Consider the following 24,447-nt stretch of genomic DNA (forward strand, 5'->3'; position numbering starts at 1 on the left):
TACTTGATGAGATAACAAGGCAAATCGGCAAATTAATTATACATGTGTGTACATCTGCGGAATGTAGGTTATTACATAGCTTTCTTTTATTGAAAAAAGTAAATCCCAATGTGACCAGTATGGACTAGCATCGAGTCAAACACAAAATGTTGTATAAAATCGATTGCAATTATTCGGGATCATTGAATCCTTGATGATTGACTCGACATTAGTCTAATAATCAAACAAGTAATAAGTCAATGAATTCTAAGGCAAATCTTAAGTTAAACGAATACAAATCTGGATAAGTACAGGCTGTGATTTCATGAATGGAGAAAAAATCGAGAAAAAGATGTTTGAAGAACTCAATTTTATCAAAAAACAACTTGGGGAAATTAAGGAGCATATGGTGGATATAGACAGCTTGCTCACCGCAGAAGAAACGGAACTGGTACTTAGAAGTTTTGAAAACGAGGCAAGAGGAAAACTAGTACCTTTAAGCCGGTTGGAAGAAATTAAGCTTTAAAATATAAATTCTCTGGCTCTGTAGAAATCCTTAATTTAATGCAAACTATTTTCACTGCTTTTTTATTTATATTGTACACTATCAGTTTAATTTTTAGTTCTTTGACTTGATTATAGAACTTTCTTGCTCTCAGTACTTCTCCAAACTTCCTTTTGACAACAGAGAACGTTGTTTCCGCTATGTTCCTTTTATTATATTTGATTTTACCAAAGTTCAAATATAGCTTTCTTCTGTATTTTCCTCTTACTTTCTTCCTCTTTCTTTTTCTTACAGGTATAATTGAATCTGCTTTAATTTCTTCTCTAATTAGAACATGAATTTTTTCAGAATCATACTCCTTATCTAGGACGTAACATTCAGATTTTCTTGACTTATTTGATTGTCTTATCAGAGCTTTTGCATGTTTGACATCATGATCTGTTTTTTGACTGATTTTCCATCCTAATATCACCTTTTTATCTGTATCTACTGCTATTGAAGTTTTCAGGAAGCTCCTTAGGAGCTTCCCTGTTCTTCGTGAGTAATAATGACTTGCATAAGAACTCGTAAACCCAGTTGCATCAATTGCTGTAATAGAAGCATTTTCTCCATGTGAATAAAATAGTTTTAGAGTTTTTGATAAAATTAGGTTAAACAATGAGGACGGAATTCTGGATACAAACTTTTGAAGAATAGTGTAATGAGGAACCTTATCAAGGTCAAGTTTTTCTTTTATATTACTCATAAGGTCAATAAGTTCTACAAAATCACGATAGTCTGCGCTTATATACTCTTTCTTTTGCTCCAGCACATGCTCTGGAATCTTCCCGAAGAGCGGGAAGTTATCCAAAAAACTGTATTTAAGCTCGTTGTCTCCGGCGGTACGAATACGGAAAAACTGCGCCTGGATGCTGAAGACCTGAAGACAGCACTCAGTATTGCCCTGAAAAATGAACTTCCGATCAGAGTAGTCTGTGACAGCTGTGGGGAAGAGGTTCAGTTGAGGGAAAATCTGGAACTTCATCACACTGCCTGCCAGAACCACAGCTATACTCTCAGGCAGGAAGGAAATTCGAGGATCTATCCTTATGATAACCTGGTAAAGGAAATTGATTATCTTCATGCAAGTTCAGGAAAGAAAAATACCCTGTCTCAAGTCCAGAGAGAGGTTTTTGAAAAAGGATTCGAATCTCTGGCTAGCAGGGTAAATAGAGTAAAACAGCGGCTTGAAGACGAAAAAGATCTTCTCAGAGACCTTATGGATGCAAACATCTGGCTTTCAACTGCTGACAGAAACGAAGCTCTGCTCCTGTATGATACAGAAAACACACAGTTGTCATATACTGAAGCACTCATAGACGAAATTCGGAATATTTTGGGCTTGCAGAATAAAGAAGACAGACCTATAGAGTCCAGATCCTTGAAAAATTCATCTTTTGACCTCCATATTGACCTTCATGCCACAAAACTGGAAGCAAGAAGCCAGGTGCCTGGTTCTGGCAGCAGCAGTAATGCAGCCGTTGGTTTCATAAAGGGACTCAGGTCAAGGTTTAAGCTCAGATAAATAAGGCTCAGGCTCAAAAAAGTAAATATGAGGTGTTGATACGAAAAATTCAGCCGGTTTTTTGAGCAATCAGGATAACACATCCCACTGGTCTTACTCTTTTTTTTCAAGAAACCGGCTCTGACATGATTCTTTTTCTGTCCAGAGACCGGTAGCTTTCCCGCTTGAAGGAGAATTGAGAAGCACTGTTGCTTATCCCGGGATAATTCCCCGTCACTTGCGTGAGAGAATAGCTGAAGTGATTGCCCTTGAGATTCTCTTTGGACAACCATACGAAATAAAAGATGCTGAAAGGTTCATAGGACTTTTCGGAGCATTTTACCCTATCTTTCTCACTCTGAGAAACTCAAGACCATGGCCCGACCTCCAGAAAATTGCAAAAAGAAGCAAAGGGGCCGGAGTCGCATGCCTTTAGCTTCTTCTTCCACTAATCTATGACCTTATGAAACGTTATTCAGCAACCCAAAGCCGAAATTCGGAAACGGGCTTGTTAAAAGAACTCGATGCTGAAACGGAAGCCATCCTCAGAGAGTTTGAAAAAATTCTTAAACAAACCTTTCTTCTTGGGGAAAGTTATTCAGACGACTTTTCATCCCGGAATTTTCAGGGTCCTGACATTGCTCTCCGGCAGCCTGAACTTTATGACTCTGTCCTCAATTTCATACAGCAGGACGGATGTCAGGCTTTTCTTGAAGGAATAATGGAAGGGCTTTATCACAGGATGCAGGAGTTCATCTCCGAAATGGAAGAAAACCTTGAACTTTTTGATACCCTTGCCCTTCTCTTTCCTGGTAGGAACTGGAGCTATTCTGTAAAGGAGCTTAAAAAAGAACCTTTTTATGTCCAGCTCAAGATGCTGAAAAATTATTCTGCTTTTTTTGAAAAAAACCTGACCTCAGGAGGATTGTAAATTTTATCGGCAGGCGGGAATTTGATCCTTCGGCCGACCGCATACGCTACTCTCCTTTTAGAAAAAACCGTATTCAAACTGTGAGGTTTTCGGACTCTATAAATAACCTACTGCCCATGGAAGTAGCAAAACTCCTTAACCCCGCTTTGAAGCAAATATTCTATGCTGATATGCTTGAAGGAAAGCTCCTGAGCTACCAGCTGCTCGGCAAACACTATACCGGTCTTCCTCACATAAAACCAAGAGGGCCCATGATTGCGCTTGTTGATACATCTGGTTCCATGCATGTGGCTCCCCAGACCCTTGAGAAGTCTGCCATACTTGCAATGGCAAAGCTGATGCTTGCCCAGCAGCGGGACATGAAGGTCATCCTTTTTGCCTCAACAAGCCAGCACCTGGAAATAGAGCTCAGCAGCAGGAAAAAGATGTCAGAAAGATTTCTTAACTTCCTTCTCTACACTTTTGGTGGCGGGACGGACTTTAATACCGTGCTTGCTTCAGGTCTTAAGTCCCTTAAGGAAAAGGACTTTCGGGGTGCATACCTGCTTTTCATTACTGACAGCAAGTCAGAAATCTCCGACGAATTTGTCCTGGCTCGCTGGGAAGAGGCAAAAAAGAAGTATAATGCAAAGGTTTATTCACTGATAGTCGAAAGAAGCGGGGCAGGAGGGCTTTCGCAGATATCGGATTATACATATATGGTTGAAATGGATCAGGATTTTGATGGCAGTGGAGGAATAGTGAAACTGATAAATTGCAAGACTCAAGAAGCTGATTAAGACGTGTTTATAGTAGACATGGGTTTATAGTAGACATTTCACATGTAAGATTTCATGAAATAAAGGAATGCCAGCTCAAGTTATCATTTTATAGAAATTTATCCTACTAAAGGCATTTTTCAGTAAACAACCCAACTTTTCCGGTGAAACAACTACCCCCCAAAGAGATGTCTGCACCGGGTCGCACATCAAGTCCCTCATGGCCAGTTTTCTTGGGAGTTCGGAAAGCTTCGAGTTACTGTTTCCCGGATTTCCTAAATCTACGGGATTGAAACTCTGCTTTCGTTTTCCCCTGTAGTTCTATAACATAGTTCTTAAGATAGTCAAATTGATTTAATGTAAGGGCCAAGAATCATATCTTTATAAGATCCCCCTGCCGGAACCTTCGGATATAGGATCTCTTCCCTGTCCGTGCAAGCTTCCAAGAAGCAAGGTCCCTCTGCATTCATAAATGCTTCCATTTTCACTTTCAAATCATTTTTGCTGCTTATCCTCTCTGCGTAACTGAAACCAAATGACCTTGCAATCTCTGCAAAATTCACATCTTTTGGCCTTTGTGTTCCTATGCGTGTTCCTTCATAATCCGCATCCTGCAAGTTCTGGACCATACCATCGCTTCTGTTGTTCAGCATAAGTATCTTGATTGGAAGGTCCAGCGATGCGATAGTATGCAGTTCACCCAGATTCATCCTCAGACTGCCGTCACCATCGATTGCTATGACTCCTGAATGTGGGTTCGCATAATGTACACCGATTGCAGTGGGCATGGAAAATCCCATTGTGCCGAAAGAGCCAGAAGTCATGAAAGATTTGGGGCAGTACATTGGCAGATACTGTGCTGCGAGCATCTGATGATTGCCTACACCAGTGGTTATCTTTGTATTTTCATCAATGTAGTTTACAAGCATTGAAATGACCTCAGCAGCTTGTATGTATTCGGATTTCCTGTTGTAATCCAGAGGCCACGACCTTTTCAGGTCTCTTGCACGCATCTGCCATTCCCGAATATCCAGATGGATGTTATGCTTCACAGCATAGTTCAGCAGGTCTCGGAGCGCTGTGGCAGCATCCCCCATGAATGTGAATTTCGGGCTGCGCTCGATTTTTATCTGATGCATTTTCTCAGGATTGATATCAATGTAAGCTATGTCGGTACCTATTGCAAACCCAATCTTTTCCGCAACCCGGTCATCCCATCTTACCCCGATAGCAAAGAAGAAGTCGTTTTCCTGTATGAGCATGTTCGCGTATGGTGTACCGAACATTCCCAACATTCCCAGGTTCAGCTCATCCCTTTCGTCAACAACACTCTTTGCCATGAGTGTGTTGACAGAAGGTATTCCGAAAAGCTCATTTAATTCCCTGACGGCCTGGCTTCCGGGCTCCGAGTTCAGGCCGCCTCCAAGGTAGAGCAGGGGTCTTTTTGAGTTGAGCAACAGCTTAAAAAAGGCTCTGCATTGTTCTTCAGTCAGGTGCCTGTCATCGTGATAACTTTCCTCAAACTTTGTGACATCCATACCACGATACTCATGTTTTTTCTTCTGCTTGTCAAGAGGGAAATCTATGACTACAGGCCCGGGTTTTCCAGACTTTGCAAAGTAATAGGCATCCTTCACTATGGTTTCGATGTCATCACCATTTGAGAGCTGTATGACCTTCTTGGTTGCATCCTTAAAGATGCCTTTGACGTTAATGTGCTGGAAGGAATCGGTGCCTATCTTATACTCAGGGACCTGCCCTGCAAATACAAGCAGGGGGATGCTGTCCTCATATGCGTCAGCAACGCTGGTGAGCGTGTTAGTAATGGCAGGTCCGGATGTGACTATGGCTACACCGACCCTGTTGCTCGACCGTGAATAACCTGCTGCGCTGAATGCTGCCGATTGCTCGTTGGAATTGACTATAATCTCAATATCACTATGCCCGAGGGCATGAAATACCGGAAGTATTGCCGCTCCCGTATAGCCAAAGATGTGTTTGACACCAAGGTCCTCCAGACACTTAACCAGGACTTCTGCTCCATTCATTTCTTTCATCTTAAAACTCCCGGAAAGAAACCAAAATGGCACAGGATGTACTATTCACTATAACAACCAAAAACAGCACAACTTGAGCCAGAATAGTTTCTTTTTCTTGCTCAAGCGAATAGTACTACCACTACTACAGCTAATAAAGAAACAGGTAAACTGGATTCCGCGTAGTTTGTGGTAGAACTTAACATTATAGAAAAAAAGGGAGAATATTATACTTAAGGATTGCCATGAGTTTTTCTGTCTCTTCAACATCGAGCGAAGGTAAGTAATCAAAAAAAGATTGCAGAGGAACTATTAATAAACATACCCATACAAGCTGAATGTGTCTTTTTTTCAAGTTTCATGTATCCTCTTCAAATCGTATGGGTAAAACTCACTTTCCGCAGATGTACATAAAAATGCCACCTATTTTTTTCAATAGGACAGTAACTTAAAAGCTCATCCTGCTTTTACCGAATAATATTGGGCAAATTGGTAAATAAATTATGCATCTGTGTGCATCTGCAGAATGTCGGTTTAACGGCTTAATGATACTATTCTTCTCAGTTCAAGTTTGTAAGTCCTGCCTCAAACGTAGACTCAAGTAGACTCAAATTTAATTTTAGGACATGCTCTTAGATTTCTCAATTCTGGACATATTCAAGCATATTGGTACCTGGATTTAGTCCACGTGTATGAAACCAGGATTTTGTGCAGGCTTGTCTCCACTGATAAAGATTCCCATATGAATCATATTTGTTTTTTTATCAGCTGTAGGAGATTCATAACTGAAAGTATGCCAACGTTCTATGAACTCATCATGTGGAATATACCCTCTGTTGCCAAGTATCCATGGGTCTTCAAAGTACACATTTTTGCTGTCTATGCCTATGACTACCATGTAGTGACTGCTCGCATTCATTTCCCAAGTTTGATTCTCATCCTTCCAGGCCTGAAGTCTAACTATTACTGGAATGCCCTTATTAATGGAGTCTCTTAAATCGTCCAGTGTCAGGTTCTCCCTAATCTCAGCTCTAAACCCCATTTTTTCTGCCCCTTCTACTATGCCGCTGGGGGTGGTGCCCTTGCGTTCAGTCTCTCCAAGAGTAGTATTGACGAGCTCAATAAACTGGCCTTCTCCCATATCTGTACCGCCCCAGTAGCTTACTACAGCCTGAAAGCATGAAGCCCCACACGAGTAGTTGGTGGATTGGCGCACATCTGGCACCTGTAACAACATAGTTGTGTTATTCTCAGGAACTACATTTTTAACTTTGATCTCACTGGCGCCTGCAGGCATTCCTATAGCTGTTAATATTACCAAACCAGCAACGCTTAGAAGAAATGCTGCTTTTCTTATATTCAAACTCTTATTATCTAGTTTCATAGACGTATCCTCACAAAATTCAAATTCGGAGAAGAGACCAAGTTTTTGCTACAGAGTATAGAGCAGGCCTCTTCAATTAAAGAGTCGTAGCTAAATAGCTTGAGCGACGATTTGTGTTTTGAATCAAAGTTACGCTGGGCACCCAGCTGCAAGCAACTGGTTATTCGACTGAAATGAAACTGTTTTATTAGTGTTTGAGTACAGTGTAAAAATTGGTTCAAGTTATTTCTTGACATACATTTAATATCAAATAAATAATATTAAGTTTAATATTTATTTATTTAAATACAATACTAAATATTATCATTATATTTATGAGAAATAAGATTTAGAAACAAAGTAGCTGGAAACAAAGTAGCTGATTAGATGCACAAGATAATAAAAAGCTATGAAATCTGTCAAAGAAACAAAAATCTCATCTTTTTAATCTTGGGTTAAAACGATAGTTAATTTTTTAGTTGGTTTTGAGAGGTTTTTACTCGTATAAATCAAACTTACCCTGACAACTACTATAAAGGACAGACTCTAAGACGCGGTCTTAAAGTTTAAATCAATTCTACAAATGGATGATAAGTACTTTGACATTAACTTAAGGATATCATTTTATCCTTAAAGTTAACAGTTTAATACTACAATTTTTTAGTTCAAACGTAAAATTCTGTTCCGTTGTGAGATTAAGTTGAATTTTAAGACACGCTCTTAGAGTTAAAAACAATTTTTGCTAAAAAGAGACTTTTCTTAAAAGACAGGCTCTTACTAACATATTCTTAAGCCTGTTATATTTTTGATTCCTATATTTCCCTGGGCTTACTTAAGACAGTATTTTTACCCCAGACGGAGGATCAGGACCATGAAACTCAGATAGAGAAGGAGCAGGATAAGTCCTTCGAACTGTTTGACTCTCCATCCCGTTCGTATAAATAAGATAAGCAGGAAGCTCATCATCAGCATAAAAGGCGCTATGTAGTAAATGCTGAGGCTGGTTACCATGATAGGGTGGACAAGCCCTGCGCAGCCCAGTATCAAAAGAGTATTTGCAATGTTTGACCCTATGACATTTCCAAGAGCAATGCCAGCATAATCACTCCGGGCTGCCGAGATGGTTACCATGAGTTCGGGAACTGAAGTCCCAACCGCAACAAGGCTTATTCCGATAAGTGTCTCCGGAACTTCCAGCAGCAGAGCAAAGAAGACTGCCTGTTCGACAAAATACTTTGCCCCAATTATGATTGCAGCCCCGCTTGCTATAAGCTTGAGAAATTCTATTAAAAGGCTGGCTTTGTAAAGTTTTTCTTCTGTAACGTCGATGTCAATATCATAATATTCGGGCTCTGTTTTTGATTTGGTTCTCAATTCAGTTATCGGTTCGTTTTTAGTTCCCATTTCAATTTTGGATTCGCTTTCGTATTTAGTTCTCATTTCAATTTCGGATTCACTTTCGTGTTTCTTTTGAGCTCTTTTTCCTGTTTTCAAGGTGCCTTTTTTTGTGTCTTCAGAGTTTCGATTTCTTTTTCCGCGTTCCTGGACCTGGGGTTTAATTCTTGATTTCAGATCGAAAAGATACTCGAATTTGAAAAAATAAATCATAAAATCTTTAAAATATATCTCTTCTTCGTGTCTTTTCACTTTATCGAGCAGGAATAAAAGATAGGCAAGATAAAATAAAATAAAAATTAAGGCTTCTAACCTCGAAATTTCGAAGTCAAGCATAAAAAGAAAGAGGAGAACAGAGGCAAATAGCATTATATAGCCGTCCCTTCTCAGCATAACCTCTTCGGTCTTGATATTTGTCAGGAGGGCGGCCGTACTTGCAATCAGGCCTATGTTGGCAATATTTGACCCAAGTATATTGCCCATAACTATCCCGCTTGCTTGCTGGAAAGATGCCGTCAGAGAGGAGGCAAGCTCAGGTACTGATGTGCCCACGGACACAAGAGTTAATCCTATTACAAATTCGGATACTCCAAACCTTCTTGCAATCCGGGATGATGTTAGTACAAAGAGGTCTGATCCTTTTACGAGCAGTACGAGCCCGCCAAGAAATATAAGGATATTAATTACAGGCACACTGAAGTGAGAACCCGATATTTATTTAAATCTATCTTTGAACATAAAAGTGACCTGAAGTTATTACCATAAACGAAGTTATTCCATGAACGAAGTTATTCCATGAACGAAGTTATTCCATGAACGAAGTTATTCCATGAACGAAGTTATTCCATGAACGAAGTTATTCCATGAACGAAGTTATCACCATAAAAAATATTTTTAAATGAGCCTATCCCAAAAGTCATTTCGTTCTTAATCATCAAGAATTTTCAGGATTGTTTTCATGATCAGAAACTTGATTGATTGTTCGGAATACAGGATTCAGAGAAGCAATTTTGAGTTTTGGGATCAGCTCAATTATAAAACAGGAAATACATCAAAAAATAAGTAATATAGGAAAACATATTAAAAAATAAATAATAGAGGAAATACATCAAAAAGAAAATAAGCAATACAAGGAAACGCTTTAAGTAAGCCTTAGTTCCATCTCATAACAGCTTTCTTTCTGGCCGCATATATTTTTTACCTTTTTTATTTTCCGAAAGCCTATTTTTTTGTATAAATATATCGCAGGAAGATTGTTTATATTCACATATAAGAGAACGGATGATATTCCGTTTACCTTCATCTCTTCAGTACTGATCCTTAATAACCTTTCAGCAAAACCCCGGCCTCTAAAATTTTTGTCAGTTGCAATTGAGGATATTACTGATTTTTTCTCAAAACCTTTGAGGGAAATTGCAGGTTTAAGGTAGTAGACGCAGTAACCCACGATTTCATCCTTGCTCTTCATAACATAAAATATATTTTTTGAATTCTTCGAATATCTTATAAGCTTTTCCGAGCTTCCGTTTTTAAATCCTTCGGCCTGGATTCTAAGAACTTCAGGAAGCATGTCGTCTTCTATAGAAACAATATCTCCTTTTTCTATTGACTTCCATTTTTTTACCAGTAAATTACCAGTAGTATCTTGCAGTAGTTTCTTAAGATTCATCAAGTACCCAACTGATCGGGTGTGAATTTTTATAGTACCCATTAAAATCACTCTTGGGCAAGGCCGTTGGTGAAATTCTCTTTTTTAAAGTTTACGGTTTCAAACCATTAAAAACTTCCGACTTTTTGGTGACAGAAATTTATCACAGACAAAAATTTCTCACAGCCAAGTAATTATACGCATCTTAGAAAATTCAATTTTTATTTAAATATAGGAGTTACGCAGTTGGCTCCTAGCATATTGTTTTTTCCAAACTTTCAAATATTTGAATTAATTTAACGTGTATTGGGGATTCCTTAAGTATTCTGTCACTGCCACTCTTCTAATTTTCATAGCACTTTCAAACCAGGATATTCCACTTTTGATTCTTTGTAATTCCAGTCTAAGAAAAGCTCTTAATGAGAACATTATATGTGCTCTTTGTGATTCTTCCTTTCTTGCCTGACATTTTTCGACACCACAGAACTGTTTTATTCCCCTATGATATTCCTCAATTTTCCATGACTTCTTTGCCAAATCTTCACGTTTTGCTTCATCCATCTCTTGCACATCTGTAACCCAGTGTTGCGTGTCTCCATTTTTTGAAACTATCCTAAACACCTTTACAAATCCATATGCTTTGAGGTGAACCACACGTCCTTTTGGAGGAATATCTACTGTTTCAAGTGGCACATTTCCCTTGTTGTCAGGATTTACCAAACGATTATTTTTCAATCTTGTAAGGAAATGCCACTCTTTCTGTCTAATGGCTTTAAGGTTTTTCACACTTGCATACCATGTATCAAATAAAACGAATTTGGGATTAAAACCACGTTCTTCGGCCTTGTCAAGCATATCACGGAAATGGTCATTCTTTGTTTTGTCGTCTACATCGATGTTATAAATTCGAAAATCGATAGGTATAACGGTTGTACCGTCAGTCCAAACTAAGGTAACCAGGCCTATTCCCTTTACAGTACGATGATGTTTTCCACTCCACATACGACGAACAAAAGCAATTTCTTCTGCGTATGGTTTATCTAATGTTGAATCATCAACAATTAGGTATCCTCCCTTAAGCTTGACATAACTTTTTACTTCCTCCCATAGTGCTTCCGTGTCTGGAGGTTGCCTTTGAAGGCAACGAGTAAAAGCATCATGAGAAGGAGCATTAGCTATGTCTGGATAACATCTAGCAGCTTCAGTACAGCTAAAAACGTTAGAAGCCGCAATGAGAAAATTAATGTAGTCAATGTCGGTACACTTAGGTGGATTTATGTCCATAACTCCGTACGTTTTTAGAGAAACACTAAGCCATAAGTATATTTATAAAGATATCAAGTTTTCGGCATTTTAACTGCGTAAGTCCTATAAATATATCTATTATCAAAACTTATCAATTATTTCATCGAGGAAAAAGGCCAGCTAAAACCCCAAATTATTATTGTACAAAAGGAATGCTTGAATAAGATCAGCTTTTTTATAAAAAAGCTTTGTTCATAAGGACTTGTATCAAAAAGTTAGAGAAAAGTATTTAAAAATTATAGAGTTTAAGGAAGTAGAGTTTAAGGAAGTAGAGTTTAAGGAAGTAGAGTTTAAGGAAGTAGAGTTTAAGGAAGTAGAGTTTAAGGAAGTAGAGTTTAAGGAAACAGAGAGTTTAGGGAAGTCTAAAGTTTAAGGAAATATAGAAAGTCCTGAAAATTAAAGAATTCTTAATTCCATTTCATAACATGTCTCTTTCGAGCCGCATATATCTTTTATTTCTTTAATTTTCTTGAAGCCCACTTTTTCATACAACTTTATAGCAGGAAGGTTTTCCGTATTTGCATATAAAAGAATCGAAGATATTCCATTTAACCTCATTTCTTTAATGCTTTCTTTTAATAAATTCTCTCCATGGTGCTTTCTTCTAAAATCCTTATCTATTGAAATTGAATAAATTACGGACTTTTTCTTAAAACCCTTTAGAGACAGAACAGGCTTCAAATAATATATGCAGTAACCCACAACCTGATCATAGCTTTTTGTCACATAAAAGATCTTTTTCATTCTTTTTGAATATCGTTTAACGCCATTTTGGCTTTTAGTTCCAAAACTTTCGGACTGAATTCGGATAATTTCAGGAAGCATGGAATCCTCTACAGATACAACGTTTTTTTTCTCGATCTGTATCCATTTTCTTATAAATAGATTAGTTATTATATCCTTCACCAATCTCTCAAAACTCGTTACATATACGTTGAATGTAACCTGAATTTGTGTTAGACCCATAAAAATCACTTATAAGCAAGTGTAACAATTTGCGAGCTTATCTCTGGATAATTCTTTAGTTCTGTGTCTGATTAATTGAATTTTCCGCTTCTTAACAAATATACGAGTGGTTTCCGATTCCATGTCTCCAGGAATACTCACAGCTTTTGAAGTGGAATTTAAGATCTGAAGTTTAGAATAAGTAAATTTTAAACTATTTTCCAGGATCAAAAAGCTTTTAACCCCCCTTTTATACTCACCTTTCAATCTTCTCTTCTGGAACAGTTGTTAACCTAGAGTGCTTGACTCCCTTTAAACTTATAATTTTTTCAGTCAGCTCTATTATTTTCTCCCCTTCTCCCTGCAGAATTATTACCTCAAAACACAAATTTGGCTCAATATGGAAGTGCACTGAGGAATTTATCAGATCCAGGTATTCGTGCTGAATACTTGCCAAGGTGCTCGATACCCCTTTTATTGAGCAATCATATACTATAGAAATCGTTGCAGCTCTTTTGCCCTTGATCTGCTGCATCCACTCATAGTGCTGATTATATGTTCTTATGGCATCCCTTATCCCCTCAGATCGAGAGGAATATCCTCTCTTCAGAAGAGCTTTGTCAGATTTACCCAGAAGTTCTCCAGGTAGGGAAACCCCTATTCTCATAAGCTTCCTTTCCATATACCCCTCCCGAAAACAAAAATTTTCTGTTAAGTACCTATTCACTCATCTGGTGGTAAAACTCAACAGTAAGCCTAGCGGAAAAAACTAATAATAGACCCCAAATTCTCCGCTGTGATTTCCAGAATTATATTCTTATATTTGATAGTAATCTCGTTGCATAAATAGTAATCGAAAGATGTATGAAATATAAGAAAGTTATTAAACTTAGAAATCCATCTAAACTTAGAAATCCATCAGCTTTTCAAAGTGTAGGGATAAAAATTTTTCCTGCCGGAACTTCTGCTTTTGTCCGGGTAATTTGTAGGAAAAGGGTGTTCCTGCAAAAACTGGTGATCACCATAAGTATAAAGTGAAATAATTTTACCTGCTTATTTTCAAGCCAGTTGTTTGCTGTAAATAAGTTTCAAGGTCGAATGATAGTGATTCTGGTGTCTGAGCTATAAAACTATAATTTTTTATTAGTATCCATAAAATCGGCAGTAACCTTACGGATTCCCAAAAAGCTTATTAAAGGCAGAGTTCTATAGCGTGAAACACATCTACGCTGAATTGGCTAACAATGAATTATTTTCTTGCTTATCAATTTAGTTTATTTAAAAAAAGAGTTGAAAATTATGGCAATCCAGAAAGGCGATTTCATAAAGTTGAACTACACAGGTAAGTTCGAAGACGGCAGGATTTTCGACACAACAGACGAAGAACTTGCAAAAAAGGAGGATATCTTTAATCCGCGCGGGCTTTACGGCGGAGACGTTGTTATTGTCGGGGCAAATCATACTATTGAGGGCCTTGATGAAGATCTTGAGGGAAAGGAAGTCGGCTACAACGGAAGCGTTGTAATCCCTCCAGAAAAGGCTTTTGGCCTGAGCGATCCCAAACTTGTAGAAACACTTTCTATCACGAAACTGAAAGACCGAAATGTTCATCCTGGTTTTCCTGTTGAAATAGACGGCAGAAGAGGAGTTGTCAGCAGGGTTATAGGCCGCAGAGTCACTGTAGACTTTAACAGCCCTCTTGCAGGCAAGACCGTTACCTACGAGTATACCATTGAAAATGTTCTTGAGACTGAAGTTGAGAAAATTCAGGGTCTGCTTGCCCTCTATACCGGCCTCAGGGATATGGAAGTAGAGACTGTTGATGGCGTTGCAAAGATTTATATTCCTACAGGTTTGACCTTCAACCAGCGCTGGCTTATGGCAAAGAATAGGGTTGCATCCGAACTTTTCAAGTATGCTGACCTTAAGGAAGTCCAGTTCATTGAAAAAATTACAGCTGAATCCGAAACTCAGGTACCAGCCGAGGCTGAACCCGAAGCTGACCTCAAAGCTGAACCCGAAACTGAGGAATCCTCAGAGCCGGAAGTCTGATTTCAGCTTTTAGTTGTTCAGAGAGGCGAAGAGCTCATTCTCTTCGCAAATTTTATATACCATAATCGGGTTTGTTGTATACGCTTCCCGGAATCTCATGGTAATCTGTACCTTTCCCTTTGCGGAAGCTGTAAGAATAATTCTTTCAACCTGCTGAGGTAGCCCAGCGGACCACGGCGCCGGTCTTGAAAACCGGTAGCGCCTTGCGCTACGGGAGTTCGAATCTCCCCCTCAGCGTTAATTTCTTAGTTTTTTTCTAAAAATAACTATAGCTTTTATAAGTTAAGCTTGAATATATTTTGGCTGTAAGTCACCGCATATTTTGAAGAAATTATGATTCTCTGGACCTGTCTAAAAGTAATTGACATAACATTTTTTCGGTATCTATAGGCTCTTTTTATTAATGGGTGGTTTTTATACCTCATTGGTGCGAAGAGCCGCTCATGATCATGACCGAGAGTGAAGGCGAGACTTCTCTCTTTTACTATTTTACATATCAGAATTTCTAGTTAAAAAAGGAGCTTTACTGCCTTCTCGGGATCTAACAGTCATGTTATACCTTCGTAATCCTTACCCAAGTCTTAATAACAGTTTTTCATAGTCTTAAAAAAGTTTTTCTTGTTATGTGCAGCCTTCTTTGATTAACAGGTCAACACTGATAAGTACACTCAATCAGACTTGGTTTCCATTTAACGGAAGCTATATTTATAAGTTTAATATCAGTATGTTTGATATTTTCAGATTTAATATTTGTAACTTTAATATTTCATTTAACATAGGTTTAATTATAATTTAAACTCAGACTTAATAATCATTTAAAACGCGCTTAACTTTAACTGCATATTAACTAACTATAATCGCAATTTGCTTCAGTTGCAATTCACTGCAACAGCACTTTACTTCAAAAGTAATCAATTGAAGTCGTGCCTAAGCATAATTTGACATAAAAATCATACTCAGGAGCAGTAATCAATGAAACGAAAGTGGGAACGAGATTTGGGACTTCAGGGACGGATGATTTTCACGATGTTTCTTCTGGCAGCAGTTTACTTTTTATTCCTGGTGTTTCTCTCGTACAACGGGACTCCAACAGTGGTCATGATGCTTTTTGTAGGCTCTTTCATGGCCATCCAGTACTTTTACTCAGATAAACTGGTGCTGTGGTCAACCGGAGCACATATCGTTTCTGAAAGCGAAGCCCCACAACTGCATGGGATAATTACGCGGCTCTGCGCAATAGCTGATCTCCCGAAACCGCAGGTGGCGATTGTCAGGACTCAGGTTCCGAATGCTTTTGCAACAGGCCGAAACCAGAACAACGCTGTTGTTGCAGTTACAACAGGAATTATGGACAAACTCTCTCCAGCCGAACTTGAGGCCGTGATTGCTCACGAGCTTACCCATGTCAAGAACAGAGATATGGCTATCATGACAATTGCCAGTTTCATCTCAACTCTGGCTTTTTACTTCGCCCGTTACGTCCTCTACTTTGGAGATATGGGAGGAGACAGGAAAAAAGAAGGTGGAGGCGTTTTGCTTGTCTGGCTAGTTTCACTTGCAGTCTGGGCTATCAGTTTCCTACTTATTCGAGCCCTTTCTCGCTACAGGGAATATGCCGCAGACAGGGGCGCAGCCATTATTACCGGACAACCATCGAACCTTGCATCGGCCTTAATGAAGATAAGCGGAGTCATGTCCAAGGTCCCACGTGAAGACCTCAGGTCAGTAGAGGGAATGAATGCCTTTTTCATAATCCCTGCAATCTCAGGTTCTTCCATAATGGATCTGTTTTCCACTCACCCGTCTGTGGAAAAAAGAATAGCCAAACTTGAAAAGATGCAGCAGGATCTGGGATAACCTGATGTACTCGTAAAATCCAGGCCACAGGACAAATCCTTGTCACAGAGCGAATTCCAGTTATAGGACAAATCCTTGTCGTAGGGCGAATTCCAGTTATAGGACAAATCCAGGTTATAAACTCTCATTAACAGGCACGAATCAAGAAAACGAATTCATACCGCGAATTAAGAACATGACTTAAAAAGGAGAAACTAAATGGGTCTTCGCGATTTAGTGGACGCAGTTCTCGGGAAGAGTACGCTTCCAAAAGCAAAAAGTGAGAAACTATTTGCAATGTCTACAGCCAGTATTACTCTGGAAAGCAATCTCGGTTTAAAACCCTCAGGATCGGCAGGGATCTGCTTTAAGCCAATAGGGGCTTCAGCGTATGAATCTACACGAAAAGAAATTCAGGAGCTCCTGGAATACAGTTCAAAGGAAACAGAAACCGATTTCAGGCTGGAAAACGACGAGTTCAATTTCCTGTGGGCTATTTTTAAAGACCCGGATTTAGAAGACCTTGTTGCAAACATTCACCTTGTAAGTGAAACCCTTGAAGAACGCGGCTTTGGCGGGCAGCTTCTCTGTGCTATTTACAGGTTTGACAGCGAACCCGAAGCCGGGAAAGCTGGCCGTGGAGAAACTGTTTACTGGATCTATAATTTTAAGCAGGGAACTTATTATCCCTTTGTCCCGCTTTCCGGCAAGCAGAGAGACAGTCCCTTTGAATTTAAGTTGAGATCGGAAATGGAAAGGGAAATGCCTATCGAAGAAAATGTAGAAAAGTGGTACCCTCTTTGGGGAATTCCATTCTAAAAGACTGTGACCTAAAAGACTGTGACGCCGAGAAGTTCAATCTATTTTATCCGAGAAGTTCAATCTATTTTATAACTCTTTTTCCTTAATTTTTAATTGAGTCCATTCAACTTGGTCATTCATAATCAAGCTCAGGTTTTGATCAAATTGGGGTTAATTTTTGATTAAGCTCAGTTTTAATCCTTGAGTTTTGAGCTCTTCAATAAGCTCTTTTGAATAATCGGGAACTGCACCTGGTTTTGATGCAACATACGTTCCAAGGATGCAGGCGATTGAAGCGGCTTTTGAAACTCCGTACCCTGAGAGGTAGGTGTAAAGAAAGCCTGCGGAAAAGGCATCTCCGGCTCCGACAGTATCTGCAACCTCGACAGGAGTTGTTTCTACCTCCTCATAAATGCCTTTATGGAAAACAGCGGCTCCTCTGGGTCCTCTTGATATACATATCACGGAAATTTCAGGATATTTTTCGGTAGCCAGGAGGCAGAAAGCTTTGTAAGAAGTAAGAGGTTTGCAGGTGCCGGGAGTGCCAGAAAGCATGCAGGAAATACTGGCGGCTTCTTCCTCATTCAGCTTTAAAATCGTCGTGTATTTTAGCGAAGAGAGTATCCATTCTTCTTTGTAATTACCTGTCCTCAAGTTTACATCGTAGAAGAAATATTTTGCTTTTATTTCCGAAAACAGCCTTTTCAGAGTTTTTCGATTTTCTTCCGACCTCTGGGCAAGGGTTCCAAAGCAGAAAACATCCCATTCTTCCCTGGAAAGAGCCTCAAACTCCTTTTCTCCCGGTGTAATTGAATCCCAGGCAACGCCTCTGTTAATCGTGAAAACCGGAATTCCTTCAGCCTGAAGTTGAACAGTAACCGTTCCTGTAGGTCTTTTTTTATCAATTAAGATGTAAGAGGTGTCGATCCCCATTGCTTCAGCCCTGGTAAACAGGCTTTTTCCAAGTTCATCTCTTCCGACTGCCGTGATCACAGCCGGTTTTGCTCCCAGTTTTGCAAGATGGGCTGCAAGGTTCAGCGGAGCTCCCCCAAGGTGGGCTGAACCTTTGATAATATCAAAAAGAGCTTCCCCAAAGGTAAGGGCTTTAATTGACTTAATGCGGCTGGAATGAGAATTTTCATTCATCAATACGGTATATTGATTTATGAGTGATAATACTTTGACATGCAAATGCCGTAAATAAAAAATTTAACAAGCTTGAGATCCCAGTTATACAGAGTTATTTACACTATGAGCCTATCCCAAAAGTCACTTTATTCAAAATTGTTAGGAATTTTCAAAGTTGTTTCCATGATCTTGATTGATTATTCGCAATACAAGACCCAAGAAGCAAATTTCAAGTTTTGGGATGAGCTCTATAAATAGTTTTCATATCTTTATAATTTTTCTTCAATTTTCGGACTGATCCATGTAAGTTCTCAATTTCTAAAAACTTTAAAAAAACAGTTTTATGAAGATAAACCAAATAATTGTATATTTATAAAACTTGTTATATAGTTGTATGAAGAAAAATCTGCGCTCAACCTGCTCGCTTTTTCTTGTCTTTCTTTTTTACTGTCGGATTTGTGGTGTTGGGAAGCGCAGAAAAAGCTAATAATAGCTCAAAACAAAATTATACATTTAACGAAAGTAACTACTCTCATCATTAGAATGGCCTAAGTTCGCCGACAAGTAACTATATATGAGGATATCCAAGAAATACTTATATTTTTACTACAAAATACAATTCTTCACTGTTCTCAAATAATTCAACTGTGGTATTTTATTGGAACTTTTATGGTGAACTTTGTGAGTTTAGAATGAAACCAGATTCAGAGGTAGCGGATAATTATTCATTAAATTTGATAAATTGTTTTATACCAAAACAGGATATGAACAGCTGGATGAAAAAATCGCTAAGACGAAAGAGAAAAAGGAACAGCTGTTAAAAGTACTGGTTTTTCCAGAGATTCCGTTGCATAACAATGCAGTGGAATTAGCAGCAAGGGCAAAAGTCAGAAAAAGAGATATGAGTCTCCAAACCATAACAGAGGATGGAACAAAGGCAAACGACACATTTATGACGATTGTTCAGACAGCAAAGAAACCGGGGGTAAGTGCATATAAGTATGTAATAGAGTAGGCAGTGCATTTGAGATACCATTTCTGTCTCAACTCATCACAGAGAAAAAAGCTCATTGAGTGCAAAGTGAAAACTTATCACTTAATTTGAAGAGGATAGGACTGGAGGATAATTTATAGATAGGAATATAGGTAAGCTAATTATATTATTCTAATTACTCTAACGAAAAATTACTCTAACGAAAACAAATAGACAGCAAGAATACCAGAAATACCGGGTTAGGTACCGGAACAGATTTGTCAGGAATAATAAAGAAAGCATGAAAGTCTCAGACCTATTCGGCTTGAGGTCTTTTAAAAAAGCAAAGGGGAAAATACATGGGATTATTCAAAAGGATGGAGACAGTATTAAAATCGAAGATGAATACAGTTCTTAACAAGGTGGAAGACCCACGGGAAACGCTGGACTATTCCTATGAGAGGCAGCTCGAACTTCTCCAGAACGTGAAGAGAGGAGTTGCGGAAGTTACAAGCTCAAAAAAGCGCCTTGAGCTCCAGCGTGTAAAACTGGTTCAAAATATAGACAAGCTTGAAGGGCAGGCAAGAGATGCAGTTGCCGCTGGTAGGGAGGATCTTGCAAGGCTGGCACTTGAGAGAAAAGCAGCCCTTGCGCAACAGATCGAAGGAATCGACAGGGAAATTGCAGATCTTGAGAAGCAGCAAGAAAAATTGATAGCTTCGGAAAAGCGCCTTTCAACGAAAGTGGAGATTTTCAGGACCCGGAAAGAGTCGATTAAAGCCCAGTACTCAGCTGCTGAGGCCCAGGTAAAAATAAACGAATCTGTTACCGGCATCGGTGAAGAAATGGCAGATGTAGGCCTTGCACTCGAAAGGGCAGAAAATAAAACCGAAGAAATGAAAGCGCGGGCTGAGGCAATTGACGAGCTTATGGAAGCTGGTACACTCGAAGATCTTACAGGCAGCAGGGACGAAATTGATAGGGAACTTTCAAAAATCAGTGCCCAGAGTAACGTAGAATCCGAACTTGCCAGGCTTAAGGCCGAATCCGGAAAAGGGCCTGAAAAAGCGAAAACCGTGGAAGAAGGTACGGAAGAACGAAAGGGGGTCTGAAGTTGATAATCAGGATTATGGGTGAAGGCCAGTACAGGGCACCTGAAGCTCTCTGTGACGAACTGAACCAGATTGATAATCGGATCGTGGTTCTTGTTGAGGAAGGAAAAGTCGAGGAGTTCCGAAGCGAACTTGCCAGATTGATCTCCAAAATAAAGGAAAAAGGGGAGCCTATTGAAGCGGAAGAGCTTCTGAAATCCGACATTATCGTACCCCCTGAGGACCTGAGCCTTGAAGAAGCAAAAGACGTGTTTAAAGGTGCAGGAATTTTTGAGGATTGAGGCTGTAACCTAAGAACAAGTCCTAAAACAAATCTATGAACAAGTTTTAAAACAAATCTATGAACAAATCTATGAACAAGTTTTAAAACAAATCTATGAACAAATCTATGAACAAGTTTTAAAACAAATCTATGAACAAATCTAAGAACAAGTTCTAAAACAAATCTATGAACAAATCTAAGAACAAGTTCTAAAACAAATCTAAGAAGAAATCTAAAAAAATAACTTTCCGGCACCGAAAATAAGAGATAGCAGGCCTCTAAGGCCTGCGTTCACCGAATAACCATTACTGGAACCGTTGAATGCCTTAAGACCTTTTCTGCAACACTACCAATCAGGAATTTTTTGATGCCTGTCAGACCCTGTGTACCCATTATTATAAGGTCAATATTGTTTTCCTGGGCATATTCAAGGATCTTATCAGCAGGAATGCCTTTCAGGAAAGTAGGCTTAACTTCAAGCCCGGCTTCTTTTCCCAGTTTTTCGACATAGTTAATTGCAGCTCTCCCCTTATTCGTAAGATATTCTTCCAGTCCTTCGCTCCAGCTCTTAACCGTCCGCGTAGTTACTGCATGCTGAGTCGAAATTACATAAAGAGCGTCTACTTCAGCATCTGCAGCCTTTGCGAGATTAATTCCATAAGAAGCTGCTCTTTCTGCATTCTCCGAGCCGTCAGTTGCAATCAAAATTCTTTTGAAATGACTTCCTTCCATACTATCCACCCCCTTTTTGATACTATAAAGACATATTTTCTATTCTTGCTTTAAAATTCATAGGCAGTGTGACGAAAGTTCTGTAAAATATGATTGACTCTATATCTTTTTTCTTCACCACAAAAAAATAGGATGTAGAGTCAATGGTTAATCTATTCTCATTCATAAAAGATTATCTTGTCGATCAGGAAGACAAAATTCGCCAGTTAATTACCTGATTTTAAATTTTGTCATGGAGAAGGAAGCCTTCCTCCAATCTCGTGCATAACGTTATGAGCGTACTGATTAGCGGAAAGCCAGTAGAAACGACTACAAACACCGAACTCTCCTTACCAAATATGGAGAACTTGAATTTTTAAAGCTTCAGTTCCATTAAAGCTTCAGTTCCGTGAATTTCCTTTTGAAACTCAAGTATTTGAAAAGTATTACGAGGTTGAAAAGTCCATATTCTTTTTATTTCCTTGTTAGTTCTCTCCATTATATTTGGTGTCCTTATTCTTTTCCAATGACTCTGTGGAAACTGCATATAGTTCATTACATCATACTGAAAATGTTCAAGAGTATCAGCTGTACTTTTATATCTCATATTATCCAGTTCCCTTATCAAGTCCTGTAACTTCTGACGATCTACCAACGCTTCTTTTATTTTCTCTGATACTTCTTTGTGCTTCTTTTTTGGAACCTTTTTTGGAGCTTGTCTTATCAGATGAACGTGACACATCTGCCAACCTGATCCAATAAAGGATTCTCTAACTGCTTTTTGTATTCCTTTATGACCATCAGAAACAACTAACTTGACGCCTCTTAATCCTCTCTCTTTAAGGTCTTCGAATAGACCTTGCCAGAAAAAACAGATATAATCAGTACAATTTGTTAAATTCCATTGAACTCTGTAGAATTTATCAACTCTTTAACTGCCGCGTTATTATTAAAATGTATTATGCCCAAAATAGGCAATAGTAATAGGCAATAGTTAGAGATCAACTAATTTTACACACCTATTTACAGACCTGAAACGAGTAAAAATCAGTTTAAAGACTTTGAAAAACAAAATATAGGGCAAAATATTGTAGATTGGTTGTCCTTATGTTCAAATAAGTATTTAACAATATTATAGCAAATATTATATCAGATATTATAGTAAAATTTTAATAGATTTTAAAGAGGTTTTATTCTGGAGCTTACCTTTAAAGGCGGGTGCAGGGAAGTAGGACGTTCGGGTTTGCTGATAAATAAGGAGGTTCTGCTTGATTATGGCATAAAGACCGGGGATATCCCGGAGTATCCTCTCAACGGTATGGAACCGAAGGTTGTGCTCGTCTCACATGGGCATCTTGATCACTGCGGGGCTGTTCCAAACCTGATGTACCAGAATCCTGAGGTTTTCATGACACCGCCGACTGCAGATCTTACTTTTCTGCTGGGAAAAGATACCCTGAAGCTTGCAGAAAGAACGCTATCAGGAGTATCTCCTTTTGATCCCGATGACCTCCAAAAACTTGCCAATCGAACACAAAAAATCGATTATAACAAGCCTTTCAAAAGTCATGGGTACAGTATCTGCTTTTACAACGCAGGTCATATCCCTGGAGCATCTGGAATCTTCCTTGAGTCGGAGTCTGGAGAAAGCCTGTTTTATACCGGAGATTTCAGCCTTAAAGAAACAAGGCTTGTACCCGGTGCGGCTGAGTTTCCTGAAGCTGATACTCTTATTCTTGAGAGCACATATTTTGGGGAAGAACATATCCCGCGAAAAGAGACTGAAGAGAGGTTTATCGAATCAATCCTTAGTACTCTAGATAGGGGCGGCACTGCCCTTATCCCTGCCTTTGCCATAGGCAGAACTCAGGAGATACTTATGCTGCTTGATGCTCATGGAATTCAGGCTTATGTGGACGGCATGGGCAGGGACGTTTACAAGATCCTTAAAAAATATCCGGAATACCTTAAAAATCCCGAACTTCTTAACCGGGCTTTCGGACGTGCTATTCCCGTAAAAGACCAGCATCGAGATTCAGTACTCAAAGAGCCTTCTGTTATTGTTACTACAGCCGGAATGCTGAACGGAGGGCCTGTACTTTACTACCTGAGCCGACTTTACAAAGACCCCAATTCCAAAGTCTTGCTCACAGGCTACCAGGTTGAAGGCACAAACGGCAGGCTTGCGCTTGAGCACAGATTTGTTGAGACCAGGGGAGATATCCTCAATCTCAAGCCCAGGGTAGAACAGTATGACTTTTCTGCACACAGTGGAGACAGTGAGCTCAAGAAGCTTGTGAAGGATTTCTGCAGAAAAGGCACTCAAAGGGTTTTTGTAATGCATGGAGATAAAACCGAAGCTTTTGCAGAGTGGATTTTAGAAGAAACCGGTGTGGAAGCTTATGCACCTGCAAATGGAGAATTATTTTCTATCTAAGCAAGAAAAGAAAAATAGCAGTCTTTTTAGCCTGCGAAATGCTTAAACCCGGACGACTCTAATTAGTTTACATGATTCTCAATCCTGAATCCGAAGTGCTTAAAACACTCTCAAAGAGTATACTTCTGGCTGCACGGACTGCCCCGAAAGCCAAAGGTGTAGACGATATAGTGACTGCCCTTGTCGAAAAACCTGATATCGAAGTGCTTGCCTCGACAATGGAAAAACTGGCGGATGAAAAAGGCGCAGGCTTTGCTTTTCTAAAAAGGGATGCTGCAAATCTTCGAAATGCAGGGACTGTTGTCCTAATCGGTGTTGAAACCAGCGGGGCTGCAGGTCTGAACTGTGGAGCCTGCGGTTTTGAAACCTGCACTGAGATGCTGAACCGGAAAAAAGTAGAGGGAGATTTCAGGGGCCCGAATTGCATGCTCAAATATGTAGACCTGGGAATAGCTATAGGTGCAGCCGTTGCAAAAGCCAAGGATTTCTGCATTGACAACAGAGTGATGTACTCAATTGGTGCGGCAGCTAGAGTTTCAGGCTTGCTTGATGTAGATGTGGTTTTTGGAATTCCTCTGAGCGTAACCGGGAAAAATATCTTTTTTGATAGAAAATAAGACATGTAAGAAAATAAATGGTCAATTTGTATTATTGGTATTATTATTAATATCATATTTTTATATCTTGGAAAAAGGGCTCTTCGTTGTTTTGTGTGGATATTTTCGTA

24 protein-coding genes, 1 tRNA gene and 2 pseudogenes are annotated in these 24,447 nt (G+C 39.2%); 16 read left to right on the forward strand and 11 right to left on the reverse strand.

All coding sequences use genetic code 11. From position 1 onward, the window contains the following. The first annotated feature begins 304 nt into the window (after window positions 1–304). Window positions 305–505 carry a hypothetical protein gene (locus MSBRM_RS09315; RefSeq protein WP_048117552.1) on the forward strand — a complete coding sequence of 67 codons (201 nt, stop codon included), beginning with the start codon at window positions 305–307 and terminating at the stop codon, window positions 503–505. On the opposite strand, the gene MSBRM_RS09320 is transcribed toward MSBRM_RS09315, so the two are convergent. After that, window positions 495–1,295: an IS5 family transposase gene (locus MSBRM_RS09320; RefSeq protein ID WP_158498914.1), complete on the reverse strand. Its 801-nt coding sequence runs from the start codon at window positions 1,293–1,295 to the stop codon at window positions 495–497. The two genes, MSBRM_RS09315 and MSBRM_RS09320, sit on opposite strands and share 11 nt — an antisense overlap. Here MSBRM_RS09320 and MSBRM_RS20840 point away from each other — a divergent pair, their 5' ends adjacent. The 4 genes from MSBRM_RS20840 to MSBRM_RS21285 all read left to right on the forward strand — a co-directional run bounded on the left by MSBRM_RS20840 (window position 1,296) and on the right by MSBRM_RS21285 (window position 3,737). Further along, on the forward strand, window positions 1,296–2,048 hold the full coding sequence (locus tag MSBRM_RS20840; protein WP_176722102.1) for a hypothetical protein: 753 nt from the start codon (window positions 1,296–1,298) through the stop codon (window positions 2,046–2,048). It begins immediately after the preceding gene. Between the two features lie 175 nt (window positions 2,049–2,223). Beyond that, a complete protein-coding gene (locus tag MSBRM_RS21275; RefSeq protein WP_230629161.1) occupies window positions 2,224–2,463 on the forward strand; it encodes a hypothetical protein in 240 nt (79 codons plus the stop codon). Window positions 2,464–2,490: 27 nt separating this feature from the next. Continuing rightward, window positions 2,491–2,958, forward strand: a complete 468-nt coding sequence (locus tag MSBRM_RS21280) for a hypothetical protein (RefSeq protein ID WP_230629160.1) — start codon at window positions 2,491–2,493, stop codon at window positions 2,956–2,958. A gap of 116 nt (window positions 2,959–3,074) precedes the next feature. Beyond that, the gene (locus tag MSBRM_RS21285) at window positions 3,075–3,737 is read left to right on the forward strand and encodes a vWA domain-containing protein (protein WP_230629159.1); all 663 of its coding nucleotides are present in this window, start codon (window positions 3,075–3,077) and stop codon (window positions 3,735–3,737) included. Between the two features lie 323 nt (window positions 3,738–4,060). On the opposite strand, the gene MSBRM_RS09335 is transcribed toward MSBRM_RS21285, so the two are convergent. The 5 genes from MSBRM_RS09335 to MSBRM_RS09355 form a co-directional block, all read right to left on the reverse strand. Beyond that, window positions 4,061–5,773, reverse strand: coding sequence for a thiamine pyrophosphate-binding protein (locus tag MSBRM_RS09335; protein ID WP_048117546.1), 1,713 nt, complete (start codon window positions 5,771–5,773; stop codon window positions 4,061–4,063). 658 nt (window positions 5,774–6,431) lie between these two features. Next, window positions 6,432–7,136, reverse strand: coding sequence for a C39 family peptidase (locus tag MSBRM_RS09340; RefSeq protein ID WP_048155474.1), 705 nt, complete (start codon window positions 7,134–7,136; stop codon window positions 6,432–6,434). A gap of 825 nt (window positions 7,137–7,961) precedes the next feature. Next, a complete protein-coding gene (locus MSBRM_RS09345; RefSeq protein ID WP_048155475.1) occupies window positions 7,962–9,203 on the reverse strand; it encodes a calcium/sodium antiporter in 1,242 nt (413 codons plus the stop codon). A 448-nt stretch (window positions 9,204–9,651) separates the two neighbouring features. After that, window positions 9,652–10,221, reverse strand: a complete 570-nt coding sequence (locus MSBRM_RS09350) for a GNAT family N-acetyltransferase (protein ID WP_048117528.1) — start codon at window positions 10,219–10,221, stop codon at window positions 9,652–9,654. 228 nt (window positions 10,222–10,449) lie between these two features. Then, window positions 10,450–11,442 (reverse strand): IS701 family transposase, encoded by a 993-nt coding sequence (locus MSBRM_RS09355; RefSeq protein ID WP_048155834.1) that lies wholly within the window; start codon window positions 11,440–11,442, stop codon window positions 10,450–10,452. A 223-nt stretch (window positions 11,443–11,665) separates the two neighbouring features. Here MSBRM_RS09355 and MSBRM_RS19460 point away from each other — a divergent pair, with 223 nt between their 5' ends. Next, window positions 11,666–11,836 (forward strand): pentapeptide repeat-containing protein, encoded by a 171-nt coding sequence (locus MSBRM_RS19460; RefSeq protein ID WP_080943695.1) that lies wholly within the window; start codon window positions 11,666–11,668, stop codon window positions 11,834–11,836. 23 nt (window positions 11,837–11,859) lie between these two features. On the opposite strand, the gene MSBRM_RS09360 is transcribed toward MSBRM_RS19460, so the two are convergent. Both MSBRM_RS09360 and nikR read right to left on the reverse strand, forming a co-directional pair. Then, window positions 11,860–12,369, reverse strand: coding sequence for a GNAT family N-acetyltransferase (locus MSBRM_RS09360; RefSeq protein ID WP_329957069.1), 510 nt, complete (start codon window positions 12,367–12,369; stop codon window positions 11,860–11,862). A gap of 295 nt (window positions 12,370–12,664) precedes the next feature. Next, window positions 12,665–13,090: a nickel-responsive transcriptional regulator NikR gene (nikR, locus tag MSBRM_RS09370; protein ID WP_048155476.1), complete on the reverse strand. Its 426-nt coding sequence runs from the start codon at window positions 13,088–13,090 to the stop codon at window positions 12,665–12,667. Between the two features lie 617 nt (window positions 13,091–13,707). Between nikR and MSBRM_RS09375 the strand changes: the two genes are divergently transcribed. The 4 genes from MSBRM_RS09375 to pspAB all read left to right on the forward strand — a co-directional run bounded on the left by MSBRM_RS09375 (window position 13,708) and on the right by pspAB (window position 17,115). Continuing rightward, window positions 13,708–14,460, forward strand: a complete 753-nt coding sequence (locus MSBRM_RS09375) for a peptidylprolyl isomerase (RefSeq protein ID WP_048117523.1) — start codon at window positions 13,708–13,710, stop codon at window positions 14,458–14,460. A 152-nt stretch (window positions 14,461–14,612) separates the two neighbouring features. After that, a tRNA-Ser gene (locus MSBRM_RS09380) sits at window positions 14,613–14,697 on the forward strand. A 735-nt stretch (window positions 14,698–15,432) separates the two neighbouring features. After that, window positions 15,433–16,317: a zinc metalloprotease HtpX gene (htpX, locus tag MSBRM_RS09385; protein ID WP_048155477.1), complete on the forward strand. Its 885-nt coding sequence runs from the start codon at window positions 15,433–15,435 to the stop codon at window positions 16,315–16,317. A 198-nt stretch (window positions 16,318–16,515) separates the two neighbouring features. Beyond that, complete coding sequence (pspAB, locus tag MSBRM_RS09390) at window positions 16,516–17,115, forward strand: PspA-associated protein PspAB (RefSeq protein ID WP_048155480.1); 600 nt, start codon at window positions 16,516–16,518, stop codon at window positions 17,113–17,115. A 153-nt stretch (window positions 17,116–17,268) separates the two neighbouring features. Here the strand turns inward: pspAB and MSBRM_RS09395 are convergent, their stop codons facing one another. Continuing rightward, on the reverse strand, window positions 17,269–18,243 hold the full coding sequence (locus MSBRM_RS09395; RefSeq protein ID WP_048117512.1) for a carbohydrate kinase family protein: 975 nt from the start codon (window positions 18,241–18,243) through the stop codon (window positions 17,269–17,271). 724 nt (window positions 18,244–18,967) lie between these two features. Here MSBRM_RS09395 and MSBRM_RS09400 point away from each other — a divergent pair. From MSBRM_RS09400 to pspAA, 3 genes are all read left to right on the forward strand, one after another. After that, on the forward strand, window positions 18,968–19,240 hold the full coding sequence (locus MSBRM_RS09400) for an IS66 family transposase (protein WP_048155483.1): 273 nt from the start codon (window positions 18,968–18,970) through the stop codon (window positions 19,238–19,240). Between the two features lie 317 nt (window positions 19,241–19,557). Further along, entirely contained in the window at window positions 19,558–20,310 is a 753-nt protein-coding gene (locus MSBRM_RS09405; RefSeq protein WP_048155486.1) for a PspA/IM30 family protein, read from the forward strand. 2 nt (window positions 20,311–20,312) lie between these two features. Next, a complete protein-coding gene (gene pspAA, locus MSBRM_RS09410; protein WP_048117508.1) occupies window positions 20,313–20,591 on the forward strand; it encodes a PspA-associated protein PspAA in 279 nt (92 codons plus the stop codon). A 272-nt stretch (window positions 20,592–20,863) separates the two neighbouring features. Here pspAA and MSBRM_RS09415 read toward each other — a convergent pair whose 3' ends face one another. Next, window positions 20,864–21,304, reverse strand: a complete 441-nt coding sequence (locus MSBRM_RS09415; RefSeq protein ID WP_176722108.1) for a universal stress protein — start codon at window positions 21,302–21,304, stop codon at window positions 20,864–20,866. A 93-nt stretch (window positions 21,305–21,397) separates the two neighbouring features. Between MSBRM_RS09415 and MSBRM_RS20325 the strand changes: the two are divergent. Then, window positions 21,398–21,751 (forward strand): annotated as a pseudogene (locus MSBRM_RS20325) (transposase); the annotation flags it as partial. Window position 21,752: 1 nt separating this feature from the next. Here the strand turns inward: MSBRM_RS20325 and MSBRM_RS09420 are convergent. After that, a pseudogene (locus MSBRM_RS09420) lies at window positions 21,753–22,151 on the reverse strand (IS256 family transposase); the annotation flags it as partial. Between the two features lie 375 nt (window positions 22,152–22,526). Between MSBRM_RS09420 and MSBRM_RS09425 the strand changes: the two are divergent. Together MSBRM_RS09425 and MSBRM_RS09430 are read left to right on the forward strand one after the other, a co-directional pair. Further along, on the forward strand, window positions 22,527–23,720 hold the full coding sequence (locus MSBRM_RS09425; RefSeq protein WP_230629158.1) for an MBL fold metallo-hydrolase: 1,194 nt from the start codon (window positions 22,527–22,529) through the stop codon (window positions 23,718–23,720). A 71-nt stretch (window positions 23,721–23,791) separates the two neighbouring features. Then, complete coding sequence (locus MSBRM_RS09430) at window positions 23,792–24,337, forward strand: ferredoxin domain-containing protein (protein WP_048117499.1); 546 nt, start codon at window positions 23,792–23,794, stop codon at window positions 24,335–24,337. The last annotated feature ends 110 nt before the right edge of the window (window positions 24,338–24,447 follow it).

Source organism: Methanosarcina barkeri MS, assembly GCF_000970025.1.
GTDB lineage: Archaea > Halobacteriota > Methanosarcinia > Methanosarcinales > Methanosarcinaceae > Methanosarcina > Methanosarcina barkeri.